The sequence below is a fragment of the Bacillus sp. TH22 genome (genome assembly GCF_016651015.1).
Lineage (GTDB): Bacteria > Bacillota > Bacilli > Bacillales > Bacillaceae_G > Bacillus_A > Bacillus_A mycoides.
This window is the reverse complement of record NZ_JAEKER010000001.1, coordinates 4,119,792-4,134,898: the sequence shown is the minus strand read 5'-3', so window position 1 is coordinate 4,134,898 and position 15,107 is coordinate 4,119,792. Positions and strand designations below refer to the sequence as shown.

Here is a 15,107-nt window from a genome sequence, read left to right as displayed (position 1 = left end):
TAAGTTCCCCCTATATTAATTTCTCTGCTACATATGAAGCAAATACATCTAACGCTACTTCTTCTTGTCCGCCTGTTGCCATATCTTTTAAGTTAATGATGCCTTTATCTAGCTCATCTTCCCCTAATACAGCTACGTATTTCGCATTTAAACGATCTGCAGATTTAAATTGTGCTTTCATTTTGCGATCTAAATAATCTTTTTCAACTGATAATCCAGCTTTACGAAGATCGAACGCAACTTTTGCAGCACGGTCTTTCGCTTTTTCACCAAGTGCTACAACGTAACAATCAATACTATGTTCAATTGGTAACTCAATATTTTCAGCCTTCAGCGCCATAATTAAACGCTCAATACTCATCGCAAAACCAATACCTGGCATTTCCGGTCCACCGATTTCTTGTACAAGTCCGTTATAACGGCCACCACCACTTAATGTTGTGATAGCACCGAAACCTTCTGCCTCACTCATAATTTCAAAAACAGTGTGTTGGTAGTAGTCTAAACCACGTACTAAATTCGGATCTTTCTCAAATGGAACATCCATCATCGTTAGTAGTTCTTGTACTTTGTCGTAGTATACTGCTGAATCTTCGTTTAAGTATTCTGTAATAGATGGTGCCGTGCTCATTAATTCATGATTACGGTCCTTCTTACAGTCTAAAATACGAAGAGGGTTTTTTTCTAAGCGAGATTGGCAATCAGAACAGAATTCTCCGATGCGCGGCTCAAAGTGAGCAATTAACGCATCACGGTGCGCTTGACGACTCGCTGCATCACCTAAGCTATTTAATACAACTTTAATATTTTTCAAGCCCATACCGCGGTAAAACTCTACAGCAAGTGCAATTACTTCTGCATCAATTGCTGGATCGTTACTACCAATTGCTTCAATACCGAATTGTACGAATTGACGATAGCGACCTGCTTGTGGTCTTTCATAACGGAACATTTGGCCGATATAGTATAATTTTGTTGGTTGTGTTGCATCACCGAACATTTTGTTTTCAACGTAAGAACGTACAACAGGTGCAGTACCTTCTGGACGTAATGTTAAACTACGCTCTCCACGGTCTTGGAATGAATACATTTCTTTTTGTACGATATCTGTCGTATCACCAACACCACGTAAAAATAGCTCTGTGTGCTCAAAAATTGGTGTACGAATTTCTTTATAATTGTAACGACGGCAAATGTCGCGTGCTTGCCCTTCGATATACTGCCATAACTCAACACTACCTGGAAGAATATCTTGCGTTCCGCGTGGGATTTGAATAGACATATTCAGTTCCTCCTCAAATTGTTTTAATCTTAATAAAAATAAAAAAACTCCCGCCTCTACTGTTTGAACAGTAGGGACGAGAGTATTATACCCGTGGTGCCACCCTAATTGAAGCACGTATGCTTCCACTTTTTTAATAACGCTTAAATTTGCGTTCATCTCTACTAAGCGTATAAGCCTTTCAAGTTGAAACCTACAGAGTGTCATTCAATCAGTCATCATGTAGAAATGTTTTCAGCCTAGGACATTTCTTCTCTTTCCATGTGTATCTCATTTACTCTCCTCTATCAACGGCTATATTCATATGTAAATATAAAATTACTATACGTTTGTTGAGTAGGATTGTCAAGTGCTCTAAGAGCGCTCAATTTGCTTCTTTAGGCGCTTTACATCTTGTAGTGAAATTCCAAACTCAGAAGCAAGCTCCATTGAAGTATTGTTTTGTTCTTTTGAAATAAAATCATGAAAATTTACGTTAAACAGTTGATTTGCACCATTTGTAACAGAATGCCCTTTTTCATTCATACGCATACGTATATCCCTCACATTCAATATAGATGTTTTACTTTTTATTGTTCCATATTGATGAAAGAGTTATACATAACCGAAACAGCTATTGATTCCAAATAAAGTGAAACTTTAATGAATAGGGATTTTGTCCATCGCCACTCATTATTAGCCCTCACTAATCAGGCTTTTACGAGCAGTGGATCTCCCACAAATAGCGGGATAAATGAACAAAACATACAACAATGTATGAAAAAAGAGAGGACCTATAATCCTCTCTTCCCCGGCAACACTATTTACTTTCTACAATTAAGGTCACCGGACCATCATTGATTAAAGAAACGTCCATCATTGCTCCGAACTGTCCTGTCTCCACATGCAGTCCTTGTTTACGCACTTCTTCATTAAAGAAATCATATAAATGTTCTGCATAATCAGGTTTCGCAGCATCCATAAAGTTTGGACGTCTTCCTTTACGGCAATCTCCGTATAATGTAAATTGCGAAATAGATAGAACTTGTCCCTTCATATCAAGTACAGAGTGGTTCATCTTTCCGCTCTCATCTTCAAAAATACGTAGGTTTGCAATTTTTTCTGCGATATAAGTTGCATCTTTTTCTGTATCTTCATGCGTAATGCCAACTAGTAATGTTAAACCGAATGGAATTTGTCCTACAATCTCGCCATCTACTGTGACAGACGCTTCCTTTGATCGTTGTAAAACAACTCTCATCTTTTCTACACTCCCTATTAATGCATCATGCGTCGTACGGCATAAATTTCTGGAACACGTTTAATGCGCTCTACTACTTTTTTCAAGTGTTGTAAGTTTCGAATAGAAATCGACATGTTAATCGTTGCCATCTTATTACGATCACTTCTACCAGAAACAGCTGAGATATACGTCTTCGTTTCTGTAACAGCTTGTAATACTTCATTCAATAAACCACGACGATCATAGCCTGAAATTTCAATATCAACATTGTACTCAATTTCTTTTTCAGGACTACCTTCCCAATCTACTTCTAGTAAACGCTCCACCGCTTCTTCTGTATGCACATTGACGCAATCGCAACGGTGAATTGATACGCCTCGACCTTTCGTAATATACCCAACGATATCATCGCCTGGAACTGGGTTACAGCATTTTGATAAACGAATTAACAAATTATCTGCACCACTTACCTTTACACCAGAATCCCATTTTCGAATTTTCATCGGTTTACGAACTTCTTTAACTTCCACGATGTCTTCTTCTTCACGTTGTTTACGGAACTTATCTGTTAGTCGCGTAACAATTTGTGCAGCTGTAATGCCGTTGTATCCAACTGCTGCAAACATATCTTCTTCATTTGCAAAGTTAAACTTCTCAGCAACACGTTTTAAATTATCAAGTGCTAATACTTCTTTCATCTCATACTCTAAGCCACGCACTTCTTTTTCAACAAGTTCACGGCCTTTTTCAATATTTTCATCTCTACGTTGCTTCTTAAAGAATTGACGTATTTTATTTTTCGCATGAGATGTTTGAGCAAGCTTTACCCAATCTTGACTTGGGCCATAAGAATGTTTCGATGTTAAAATTTCAATGATGTCACCAGTTTTCAGCTTATAATCAAGTGTCACCATTTTCCCGTTTACTTTTGCACCAATTGTTTTGTTTCCAATTTCCGAATGGACACGATATGAAAAATCAATTGGGACAGAGCCAAGAGGTAATTCCATTACATCGCCTTTCGGTGTAAAGACAAATACCATATCAGAGAATAAATCAATTTTTAATGACTCCATAAATTCTTCTGCATTAGAAGCTTCATTTTGCCATTCTAATATTTGACGGAACCAAGTTAGTTTCTTCTCTAATGTACCCGTTGTTTCTGCTGCTTTACCTTCTTTATACGCCCAATGTGCCGCGATTCCGAATTCTGCAATCTCATGCATTTCTTTCGTACGAATTTGCACTTCTAGCGGATCACCTTTTGGTCCAATTACAGTCGTATGAAGAGATTGATATAAATTTGCTTTCGGCATTGCAATATAATCTTTAAAACGACCTGGCATTGGTTTCCAGCACGTATGAATAATTCCAAGTACCGCATAGCAATCTTTAATACTATTCACAACGACACGTACAGCTAGTAAATCGTAAATTTCATTGAATTGTTTATTTTGCAATGCCATTTTACGATAAATACTGTAAATATGTTTTGGTCTTCCAGAAATCTCAGGTTGAATTGAAACCTCTTTTAATTTCTCGCGAATGCCAGTCATTACTTCATCTAAATATTCTTCACGCTCTGCACGTTTACGCTTCATTAAATTCACAATACGATAATATTGCTGTGGGTTTAAATAGCGGAGTGACGTATCCTCTAACTCCCATTTAATAGTACTAATTCCGAGTCTATGTGCTAAAGGTGCAAAGATTTCTAACGTTTCATTCGCAATGCGACGCTGCTTCTCTTGAGGCAAATGTTTCAATGTACGCATATTATGAAGACGATCAGCTAGTTTAATTAAAATAACTCGAATATCTTGAGCCATTGCAATAAACATTTTGCGATGGTTTTCTGCTTGTTGCTGCTCATGGGATTTATATTTAATCTTTCCAAGCTTTGTAACACCATCGACAAGCATAGCGATTTCTTTATTAAATTCCCGTTCAATGTCTTCTAATGTAATTTCTGTATCTTCCACTACATCATGTAAGAAACCTGCCGATACTGTAGCCGGATCCATGTGTAAATCAACTAAAATACCTGCAACTTGAATTGGGTGAATAATATATGGTTCACCCGATTTTCTATATTGTTCGCTATGTGCATCACGCGCATATTCATAGGCACGTGCCACTAGCTCAATATCTCCATCCGCTAAATATTGACTTGCTTTCTCGAGTACCTGTTCAGCTGTTAGTACTTGCTCATTTGCCATCGAATCACCTTTTATTGAAAATTGACTTTATCTTTATTGAATAGAATAAATTATATTCTATCATTATAACCCAATGATTGTGAATTGTGAAAAGGAAAAGATTTTACTGACATTTCACCATGTTTTTTTGTGCAATTATACAAAAGTACCCGCTCCTCTCCAAGAGATTCACGGGTACTTTTTTATCACCGTAGTTTCACCTATATAATGATTAGTATTTTTCTAATACTAATACATCGTAACCATCTAACATTTTACGACCATCTAAGTAAGTAAGCTCTACTAAAAATGCAATTCCTGCTACAACTCCACCAAGTTCTTCAACTAGTTTAATTGTCGCTTCGATTGTTCCACCTGTAGCTAATAAGTCATCTGTAATTAATACACGTTGGCCTGGCTTAATTGCATCTTTATGGATTGTTAAAACGTCCGTTCCATATTCTTTACCGTAGTCAACTGTAATTACTTCACGTGGTAATTTCCCTAATTTACGAACTGGTGCGAAACCTACTTCTAATGCATAAGAAACTGGGCAACCAATAATAAAACCACGCGCTTCTGGTCCTACTACAACATCAATGTCTCTTTTATTTGCATACTCAACGATTGCATCTGTTGCTGCTTTATATGCTTTTCCGTCGTTCATTAAAGGTGTAATGTCTTTAAACACAATACCTTCTTTCGGATAATCTGGTACAATTGCGATATGTTGCTTGAAATCCATATTTCTGAATCCTCCTCAGATATAAAAGGTTTGTAAATACAAATCCTTTACCCTAACTGTTCTACTTATTTATGATCACGAATCGTTTCAAACCATGTATATAGTTGCTGATATGTGCTATAAACCAATTCTTTCTCTAATTGTAAATGGTTCATTTTCTCACGATATGTGTTCGATTCAATTAAATCACGCTTTTGTTTTTTGTCTGCCATAAAAATGACACCGTCTTTTATTGTAACAAATTCTAACTCAAAAAACACCTGTGTCATGAAATTTACTGTATCTTTTGACCAACCTTTATGACGACACAGTTGTTCCCCATATTGCCTTAAAGAAAATGGTGTTTTTTGGCTTAAGAAAGAATAGTACCATTTAAAATGTTCCCTCGTTGGGACCGTACTAAATAAATGATTATTCTCTTGATAAAATAGCGTGTAAATTCGAGCTGGGAATCCAGCCTTAAATACATCACCTAATTCATCTGTTCCTTTCGGCAAATCAAGTAGCACAATGTATTGATCATCAAAATGAGCTACCTCTGATGCATGCACGATACGCTCTTTATAGCCTTCTAAAGAAAATTTATTCAATACCTCTTCAGAAAAATACACCATTGTTATTTTTTCTTTCGGAAGTTCTGCTAAATTTGCTTCTACATTACGCATACTACGCCAGTCAAATAATTGCCATGCCTCTACAGCAATATCTTGCACCATTAATTGCGGCTTTTTAAAGTTATTCCATTCATTAATGGACACTTCTCCTACTACAGAAACCTTCGCAACTGGAGAGATTTCTTTCGCATAAGTACCAAATCCAAATCCAATCGTGTCCAGTGTTGCTTGTCCATCACGAAGAGCCATTTTTAAATGCGAACCATCAGATCCAATTGCACGGATACTTTCTAAGTCGGCATCTTTCACCGCAATACGCGGTTTCGGATTTCCTACGCCAAATGGCGCTAACTTTTGCATATCCTCAATCGCGGCAAGCGTTACATCCTCTACTTTACAAAATGCATCCACTGCTGTAATCGGAATAAAATCTTCTGCTGTTAAAATTACATCTGCTTGCTCATTTAACCTGCGTCTTAATTCATCCACATCATTCATATTAAGCGTCATTCCCGCTGCCATCGGATGACCTCCGAAATGCGGTAACAATTCACGGCAATCTGAAAGGTTTGCAAACAAATCAAATCCTGCAATACTACGAGCCGATCCCTTTGCTGTTTCTTTATGAGGATCAATGCTTAATACAATCGTCGGACGATAAAAACGTTCAACTAACTTAGAAGCGACAATTCCAATTACCCCTGGATTCCAACCTTCTTTTGCAAGGACTAATACTTTATTTTCTTCTGGCGGGAAATTATTTTCGACTTCAGCGATAGCTTCTTCAGTAATTTGCTTTACAATATCTTTTCGAAGTTTGTTCAGCTCATCAATTTCTTCAGCTAGCTCTTTCGCTTCCTCTGGATCTTCTGATAATAAAAGGTGTACAGCAGGTGTTGCATCTTCCAAACGACCAACTGCATTAATACGAGGTGCGAGTGCGAACCCGATGCTTTCTTCTGTAATTTCGCTTTGCGAAACGTTAGCAACTTTAAATAACGCCTTTAAACCGATATTCCGAGTCATTCGCATATGCTTCAGTCCACGCTGTACTAACAATCTATTTTCACCGTGAAGCGATACTAAATCGGCTACCGTACCGATTACTGCAATTTCCAACAAATGCTCTGGCACACGGCCCAAAAGTGCATGTGCAACTTTAAATGCAACACCAACACCCGCTAAATAATGAAACGGATAAACACGGCCTTCTAATTTCGGGTGAATAATCGCAAGTGCCTCTGGTAATTCTGGTGGTGGCTCATGATGATCTGTAATAATAAGATCTATTCCAAGTTCCTTCGCTACCTTCGCTTCATGTACCGCTGCGATACCAGTATCGACAGTAATAATTAGTGAGAACCCTGCACTGTGCGCCCAACGAAACGCTTCTTCATTTGGCCCATAGCCTTCAGTAAAACGATTTGGAATATAAAACTCTACTTCTGCACCTAATTCTTTGAGAGCAAGATATAACACAGTCGTACTACTTACTCCGTCCGCATCGTAATCGCCAAATATTAATATTTGTTCTCCATTTTCAATAGCTTTTTTCACACGTTCTACAGTCCGATCCATTCCTTCAAGTAAAAATGGATCATGAAATTCTTGATCTGCTGTATTTAAAAAGTCTACAATCTTATCTTCTGTATTTAAGCCTCTGCCAAGAAATAATGAAGTCACAAGAGGTGATAGTTGCAATTTATTTGCTAATTCACTCACTAGTTCCTCATTATATTCTTTTTCTTTCCAACGCGTCTTCGGTTGTAACACGAAATCACCCCTTAACCTATCCATTATACAAGACAGATTAAGGGGTGACAATATAATGCAAACTACGATTAGATATCTATATAATTAAATATCCGTTATGTTTAATTTGGAGAATACGGATTAATATGTACAAAAACGTTTTGTACGTTATCTTGTTTCATAAGTTTTTCTTTTACATGTTTTCCGATGCGGTGACCTTCTTCTACAGTGATATATGGATCTACAGATACTTTAATATCGACAATAACATAGTGGCCATGTTCTCTTGCATATAAAGAGCCGATTTTTTTCACACCTTCCACTTGAAAAACTGCCTCCCTAAGCGGAACAACATCTTCTTCATGCAGAACATGATCGAGCGTTGCATGAATAGCTTCTGCTCCAATACTCCACGCCATCTTAGCAACGAGAATTGAAACAAATAATCCCGCAATTGGATCGGCATATACAAGCCAATCTATACCTAACTTACCGCCGATAATAGCTGCACAAATGCCGATTAAAGCTGCAATTGAAGAAAACACATCCGAACGATGTTCATATGCATTTGCAATAATTGCATCACTATTTATCCTCTTCCCTAATCGATATTTATACTGAAACATCCCTTCTTTCACTACAATCGAAAGAATAACTGCAAAAATTGTAATTCCTTTTGGCGGTTCTAAATCTTGTGAAAAAGCTTTTATAGACGAAATCGCTATCTCTATTCCAACAATAAATAATAATACCGCAACAATAATCGCTGAAATCGATTCTGCTTTACCATGACCATACGGATGATCTTCATCAGGCGGTTGCTTTGCTGCTCGTAATCCAAAAAGTACAGCTAACGAGCCAATTACATCTGATCCAGAATGCACCGCATCCGCTAAAAGTGCCTTACTGTTTCCAATATAACCAATTACCGCTTTTACAATCGCTAATATAATATTACCAACGATTCCGACAATAGCACCAAACTCGGCCTGTTTAAAACGTTCATCTTTTTCCATAATTAAAATCCCTTCTTTTCTTAACCTCTCTTTTTATCCCGCTTTAACGAGCAGTAAGACTCCCACTTATTAAAGTTTCACTTTATTTTAACAAAATCAGCGATAACATCACCACTTTATTCCATTTCATTCTTTCAAAAGTTGCTATCTTATTGTATCCACAAACGAAAAAAGAGATGCCTCATAATGAGACATCATCTTTTTTATACTTGCGGTTCAGGTTCTTCTTTCTCAACCTTCTTCTTGTTTTTGCCCTTTTTCAAACGACGGTTTTCAAGCATTAACCAAATTTGAGAAGCAACGAAAATAGAAGAGTACGTACCTACAACTAATCCAATTAATAATGCAAGTGAGAAGTTACGCAGTGATTCACTACCGAAAATAAGTAGTGTGATTACTGGGAATAACACTGTTAACACTGTATTAATTGAACGACCAATTGTTTGACGAATACTTGAGTTTACGATTTCTTCTAAATCTTTTATGTCGCGAACTCGTTTTTTCTGTTTGTATAACTCACGGTTTCTATCAAACGTAACAATCGAGTCATTGATAGAGTAACCAATAATCGTTAATACCGCAGCGATAAACGTTAAGTCTACCTCTATCTGGAAAAGACTAAATACAACAATCATAACGAATGCATCATGTAATAATGCGATTACTGCAGATACTGCGTACGTAAGACGGAAACGAATACTTACGTATAGAACGATTACTGCAGAAGCAATTAGTACTGCGATAAATGCATTTCGTGCAATCTCTTTACCGATTGTCGGCGAAACTGTACTTACATTCGGATCTGTACCGTATTTATCGTGGAAGAATGTTTTTGTTTTCGCAATTTCATCTTTTGATAGAACACCTAATGTACGAACTGCGAAACCTTTATTGTCATCTCCAGTCGGTACAATATTTTCTTCCTTCACATCGATGTTCAATTCTTTAAAATCTTTATGAACATCAGACACAGTAACTGCTTGTTTTGATTGCAAATCGATACGTGTCCCACTTGCAAAGTCAATACCAAGATTCATTTTGAAAATCGGTAATATAATTGCCCCAGCAATTACGACTACAATTGAGAATAAGAAGAATTTATGACCGATATTTACGAAGTTAATACGATCAAATCTCGTTGGCGGATGTACTACACCTTTTGTTAATGGAATAATATCCTTTTCCTTAACACCAAAGTAAGATTGTTTTTTATCGAAGTAACGGCTCTTTACAAGTAAACCTAGTAAGAAACGAGTACCGAATACGTTCGTAATGAAACCGACTAAAATACTAACAATTAAACTTGTTGCGAAACCTTTTACAGAGCTATTACCGTAAGCAAATAATACACCCGCTGCTGCAATCGTTGTAATGTTCGCATCTAAAATTGTTGCTAATGAACGATGGTTACCAGCACGAAATGCTGACATCATTGACTTACCAATTTTCAGCTCTTCCTTTAACCTCTCGTACGTAATAATATTCGCATCTACTGCGATACCTACCCCGAGCACTAATGCCGCAATACCTGGCAACGTGAGAACCGCATGCATCCAGTTAAAGACAAGTAATGTAACGAAAATGTATAAACCTAACATAATAACCGCTACAAGCCCTGGTAAACGGTAGAATACAAGCATGAATAAGAAGATAATAGCAATACCGATTGCACTAGCGAAAATCGTTTGCTCTAATGCTTGTTGACCAAATTTTGCTCCAACAGATGTTGAATACATTTCTTTTAAATCAACAGGAAGTGCACCTGCATTTAATAAAGATGACAGTTCTTTCGCACTTTCAACTGTAAAGTTTCCACCTACGATAGATACTTCAGCTTGATTAAATACTTGTTCTACTGTTGCCGCTGATAAAAACTTTGGATTCGGTTTTGCAGATTCTGCTTTATACGAATCTTTTCCTTCTTCAAAATCAAGCCAAATTACCATTAAATTCGTTGGTGGTGGCATTTTTGAAATCTTCTCTGTTACTTCACGGAATTTTTCAGCGCTTTTTAACGTAAGTCCAACACTTGGACGACCTTTATCATCAAATGTTTGCTTCGCTCCGCCGCCTTTTAAATCCGCTCCATCCATAAGAAGGTTGTCATCTACATCACGGAATGTTAATTTCGCTTGCGTTGATAACATTTCACGTGCTTTTTGCTGATCTTGTACACCAGCAAGCTGCACACGAATTCGATCTTCCCCTTCGATTTGAATGTTCGGCTCACTTACACCGAGTGCATTGACACGATTTTCAAGAGCACCTACTGTACTTACAAGTGCATCACGATCGATTTTATCACCTTTTTTGGCTGGTTTTACTTCATACAGAATTTCAAAACCACCGCGAAGGTCTAGTCCTAGACTAATTCCTTTTGCTATGTCTTTTCCTGCCGCACCAATTACTCCACCAATTAATAAAACGATGAGGAAAAAGGCGGCAATTCTTGTACCACGCTTTGCCATATGTACCCTCTTTCTGCTACTAACACTTTCAATAAATCTCTTACGATTCATTTTCGCACGTGTGCATACGCCTAGTTAGTAGACTTACTTTCTATAAAATACATGTATTTCCGCTAGTTCATCACTAGCTGTGTCGGTAAGCTTTTCACAATACCTACACTTTCATTATTTATTTTTTCTCTTCACTACCTCCTTTATATATAATCTTAGACATAATTAATTCCTCTTTATCAATACCTATCATTATACTGCAAAAGGAAGAACAAACCAATTACAGTCGGTTATTTATTTTCATATTCATCAAACGACCAAAGTGGCGCCTGATATGCTTCAACAGTTAAATAATTCATATATTCATTAGTACTTACTCTTAATACATCATTTACTAATGCATACAACCTAACATCACTGTCTATCTTTTTCCACTTTTTCGCCTTGAGAAACTTCCAAATATCATTATCTGTCACTCGGTCATAGCCAAACATGTGAAACTCTTCTACTTTACTTTCTAAAACGACTTGTAACTGTCCGCGGTATGATTCTACCAAAGCCTCATTATCCAACATATATAACATCTCCTTCTTATTTCAGCACAAAAAGTCGCTTTTAATCCCGCTCTAATGGACAGTAATAACTTCTTTCAAGAGTACCATTCATACTTCACTCTCTTAAATGCTTGTCATTCTTGTCTCATACGTGCATATAAATTATTGTAAATCATTCCATTGATTTTGAGAAGGTAGGAGAAGAGTATGACGAGACAAAGCTTTTTAAAAGGTGCATTTATTTTAATGATAGCTGGCTTTATTACAAAAATCCTTGGATTTATTAATCGCATTGTAATGGCACGTATTTTAGGCGAAGAAGGCGTTGGCCTTTATATGATGGCTGTCCCCACCTTCATTTTAGCAATTACACTAACACAAATTGGCCTTCCTGTTGCAATCGCAAAATTTGTAGCAGAAGCGGAAGCAGTGAACGATAAACAAAGAGTTAAAAAAATATTAACTGTCTCGCTAGCCGTTACATCCATTATTAGCATCATTTTAACAATTGGAATTATGCTACTCACACCTATTTTAGCAAAAACATTATTAACAGATGAAAGAACTTACTATCCATTAATGGCTATTTTACCTGTCGTCCCCGTTATTGCAGTTTCTTCCGTTTTACGTGGTTATTTCCAAGGGAAACAAAACATGAAGCCGAGCGCTTACGCTCAAGTCATAGAACAAGTTGTCCGCATTACAATTATCGCTGTATGCATTCGGTTATTTTTACCTTACGGCGTAGAATATGCTGCAGCCGGTGCCATGCTATCAGCTGTTCTTGGCGAAGTTGCATCTTTATTATTTTTACTTACTTTATTCCAACGCGAAAAACATTTATCTATACGCTCTGGATTTTTCACTACTGTAAAGGAGAGCAAAAATACATTTTATTCCCTTATGGACATTGCTTTACCAACTACAGGAAGCCGTTTAATTGGTTCCGTTTCTTATTTCTTTGAACCTATCGTCGTTATGCAAAGCTTAGCAATCGCCGGCGTTGCTGCTTCTGTCGCAACTCAGCAATACGGTATATTAAACGGATATGCGTTCCCACTTCTATCACTGCCAGCCTTTATTACATATGCTCTTTCTACAGCACTCGTCCCATCAATTAGCGAGGCAATGGCAAAGAGACAACACAAATTAGTAGAACACCGATTACAACAAGCACTTCGAATTTCCTTAATAACCGGCGGATGGTCAGTCGTTATATTATATGTATTTGCTTCTCCAGTTTTAACTCTCATGTACGGATCAGACAACGCGGCCGCTTTCATCCAGCTTCTTGCACCTTGCTTTTTATTTCATTATTTTCAAAGCCCCCTTACATCTGTGTTGCAAGCTTTAAACTTAGCACGCGCTGCTATGATGAACACATTTATTGGCGCTATCGTAAAATTAATCGTTATCTTTGTACTCGCTTCACGCCCAGAGTTCCAAATGATGGGGGTTGCCCTCGCCATCGCAGCAAATATAGTAACCGTAACATTCCTTCACTACGCCACTGTTTTAAAGAAAATTGCATTTACCATTTATGCAAAAGACTATATTTTCGGCGGAATTGCTATCGGGATTGCTGGTACCTTCGGTTTTTATCTTCATAAGTATATCGTTTTTTCTCATTCACTTGGCATACAAACATTATGGGAAATCACTTTAACAACAATCGTTTATATCGTTCTCCTCTTCGTTTTCAAACTCATTCGAAAAGAAGAATTAAGTCGTCTCCCTATCATTCGGAAACTTTCATTTTTGAAGTAAGCAGGCTTGCCATTCAAAATGGTAAGCCTCTAATTTTCTTTCAAATCAACGAAAAACTGTCCATTTTGAAAACTACAATATAAAATCCGTTTCACATCTTTATAACCTAAGTTATTCAGTTTCTCAACGAGCCACCCATCTGTATGTTCGATCATTTGCAAATGATTGTATTGAATTTCTCCATCAATAATTAGTGGGAGTGTAAAAATTGGTGTATCATTTTTGCTCTTTTTACTTTTTTGTTTTTGAAAGACAGATAACTTTCCAGATGGTTCTAAAATAGCGTATTCTACATCACGCACATCTCCGATTCCTTGCTCACGTAGTTGCATCAATAAATCATCTATGTTATATCGCTGCTTCCGCATCTTTTTTTCATCAATTTTACCTGCATTCACAAGAATCGCAGGCTCCCCTTCTATTAAATGCCGAAAACGCTGAAACTTTAAAGAAATGACCGACAAAATGATTTGTATACACATAAGAAAAGTCATTGGAACTAATTGATGCCAAAGTGATTTATCTGTATTTTCGATTGCCACTACAGCCATTTCACCGAGCATAATGAATACAACTAAATCTAATACACTTAATTCTCCAATTTCACGTTTACCCATAAGACGAAAAATAATTAAAATGATTATATACAAAAGCATTGTTCGTCCGATTATTGATACCCATTCCATTTCTACATCCCCTTTTTTTACTTATAGGCTCCCCTACAAAAAAGAAACTAGTCTAACTTAAACAAAATGAAAATATGCTTGTATTAAAAAGGGGGAATGCATAATGGATGGAACGAAAAAATTATCGAGCGCAATCGGATTCGGTATTATTACCCTATTAATCCTCGCATCTATTACAAGTATGATCATGGCTCTTTTATTAAAATTTACGAATATTAATGAAGGGACATTAGTAATTATTATTTTTATAATAGCCCTTCTATCTATGCTTATGTCTGGATTTATTGCTGGTAAAAAGGCACAAGGAAAAGGATGGCTAGTAGGTTTCACAACAGGCCTTACATTCGCTATTCTCGTCTTTCTCGTTAACTATTTAGGCTTCTCTCAAACTTTATCGAACTCACAGTTACTCTACCAATTAGCATTGATGGGTGCGAGTACACTCGGAGGTATTTTCGGTGTAAATATGTCAAAACAAAATAGTTAAAAAAAGGCCCTGCACATTTCATGCAGGGCCTTCATCATTAGTTTTTCACAACTTCACGAATCGCATTGCGATCGAAAGTTAAGTGTGCACCACCAGATTTAACAACAATTTTTGTTTCATCCACTGATTCGATTGTAGCGTGTAAACCACCGATTGTTACGATAGTATCACCTTTTTTGATTTCATTTTGCATTTGTGCAACTGCTTTTTGACGCTTTTGTTGCGGGCGAATTAATAAGAAATAGAAAATCGCAAACATCGCAACAATCATAACGATATTCATCATACCTGCATTCATCTTGTGTTCCTCCTTTTAAATTATGTA

General features: G+C 37.0%; 13 protein-coding genes and 1 other annotated feature. Of the genes, 2 read left to right on the top strand and 11 right to left on the bottom strand.

Translation table 11 applies throughout. The annotated features are described in order from the left end of the window. Window positions 1-10: 10 nt before the first annotated feature. The 9 genes from hisS to JFU18_RS21010 all read right to left on the bottom strand — a co-directional run bounded on the left by hisS (window position 11) and on the right by JFU18_RS21010 (window position 11,863). Window positions 11-1,282 (bottom strand): histidine--tRNA ligase, encoded by a 1,272-nt coding sequence (hisS, locus tag JFU18_RS21050; RefSeq protein ID WP_012261743.1) that lies wholly within the window; start codon window positions 1,280-1,282, stop codon window positions 11-13. Between the two features lie 69 nt (window positions 1,283-1,351). Then, window positions 1,352-1,582, bottom strand: a binding site (T-box leader). A 54-nt stretch (window positions 1,583-1,636) separates the two neighbouring features. Further along, the gene (locus JFU18_RS21045) at window positions 1,637-1,813 is read right to left on the bottom strand and encodes a hypothetical protein (protein ID WP_001242605.1); all 177 of its coding nucleotides are present in this window, start codon (window positions 1,811-1,813) and stop codon (window positions 1,637-1,639) included. Window positions 1,814-2,081: 268 nt separating this feature from the next. After that, on the bottom strand, window positions 2,082-2,522 hold the full coding sequence (locus JFU18_RS21040; protein ID WP_002015302.1) for a D-tyrosyl-tRNA(Tyr) deacylase: 441 nt from the start codon (window positions 2,520-2,522) through the stop codon (window positions 2,082-2,084). A 17-nt stretch (window positions 2,523-2,539) separates the two neighbouring features. Next, window positions 2,540-4,723, bottom strand: coding sequence for a GTP diphosphokinase (gene relA, locus JFU18_RS21035; protein WP_002015304.1), 2,184 nt, complete (start codon window positions 4,721-4,723; stop codon window positions 2,540-2,542). Window positions 4,724-4,934: 211 nt separating this feature from the next. Continuing rightward, complete coding sequence (locus JFU18_RS21030) at window positions 4,935-5,447, bottom strand: adenine phosphoribosyltransferase (RefSeq protein WP_002015305.1); 513 nt, start codon at window positions 5,445-5,447, stop codon at window positions 4,935-4,937. Window positions 5,448-5,512: 65 nt separating this feature from the next. After that, window positions 5,513-7,834: a single-stranded-DNA-specific exonuclease RecJ gene (recJ, locus tag JFU18_RS21025; RefSeq protein WP_201031816.1), complete on the bottom strand. Its 2,322-nt coding sequence runs from the start codon at window positions 7,832-7,834 to the stop codon at window positions 5,513-5,515. 101 nt (window positions 7,835-7,935) lie between these two features. After that, window positions 7,936-8,829: a cation diffusion facilitator family transporter gene (locus tag JFU18_RS21020; RefSeq protein ID WP_002015308.1), complete on the bottom strand. Its 894-nt coding sequence runs from the start codon at window positions 8,827-8,829 to the stop codon at window positions 7,936-7,938. A 203-nt stretch (window positions 8,830-9,032) separates the two neighbouring features. Beyond that, window positions 9,033-11,297 carry a protein translocase subunit SecDF gene (secDF, locus tag JFU18_RS21015; RefSeq protein ID WP_201031817.1) on the bottom strand — a complete coding sequence of 755 codons (2,265 nt, stop codon included), beginning with the start codon at window positions 11,295-11,297 and terminating at the stop codon, window positions 9,033-9,035. Window positions 11,298-11,578: 281 nt separating this feature from the next. After that, the gene (locus JFU18_RS21010) at window positions 11,579-11,863 is read right to left on the bottom strand and encodes a post-transcriptional regulator (RefSeq protein WP_078175458.1); all 285 of its coding nucleotides are present in this window, start codon (window positions 11,861-11,863) and stop codon (window positions 11,579-11,581) included. A 186-nt stretch (window positions 11,864-12,049) separates the two neighbouring features. Here JFU18_RS21010 and spoVB point away from each other — a divergent pair, with 186 nt between their 5' ends. Beyond that, window positions 12,050-13,609 (top strand): stage V sporulation protein B, encoded by a 1,560-nt coding sequence (gene spoVB / locus JFU18_RS21005; protein WP_002015313.1) that lies wholly within the window; start codon window positions 12,050-12,052, stop codon window positions 13,607-13,609. A gap of 29 nt (window positions 13,610-13,638) precedes the next feature. Here the strand turns inward: spoVB and JFU18_RS21000 are convergent, their stop codons facing one another. Then, on the bottom strand, window positions 13,639-14,295 hold the full coding sequence (locus tag JFU18_RS21000) for a DUF421 domain-containing protein (protein ID WP_002143230.1): 657 nt from the start codon (window positions 14,293-14,295) through the stop codon (window positions 13,639-13,641). A gap of 103 nt (window positions 14,296-14,398) precedes the next feature. On the opposite strand from JFU18_RS21000, the gene JFU18_RS20995 reads away from it, so the two are divergent. Then, window positions 14,399-14,782, top strand: a complete 384-nt coding sequence (locus JFU18_RS20995; RefSeq protein ID WP_002015315.1) for a TIGR04086 family membrane protein — start codon at window positions 14,399-14,401, stop codon at window positions 14,780-14,782. Window positions 14,783-14,819: 37 nt separating this feature from the next. Here JFU18_RS20995 and yajC read toward each other — a convergent pair whose 3' ends face one another. Beyond that, window positions 14,820-15,080, bottom strand: coding sequence for a preprotein translocase subunit YajC (gene yajC / locus JFU18_RS20990; protein WP_061674817.1), 261 nt, complete (start codon window positions 15,078-15,080; stop codon window positions 14,820-14,822). Between the last annotated feature and the right edge of the window lie 27 nt (window positions 15,081-15,107).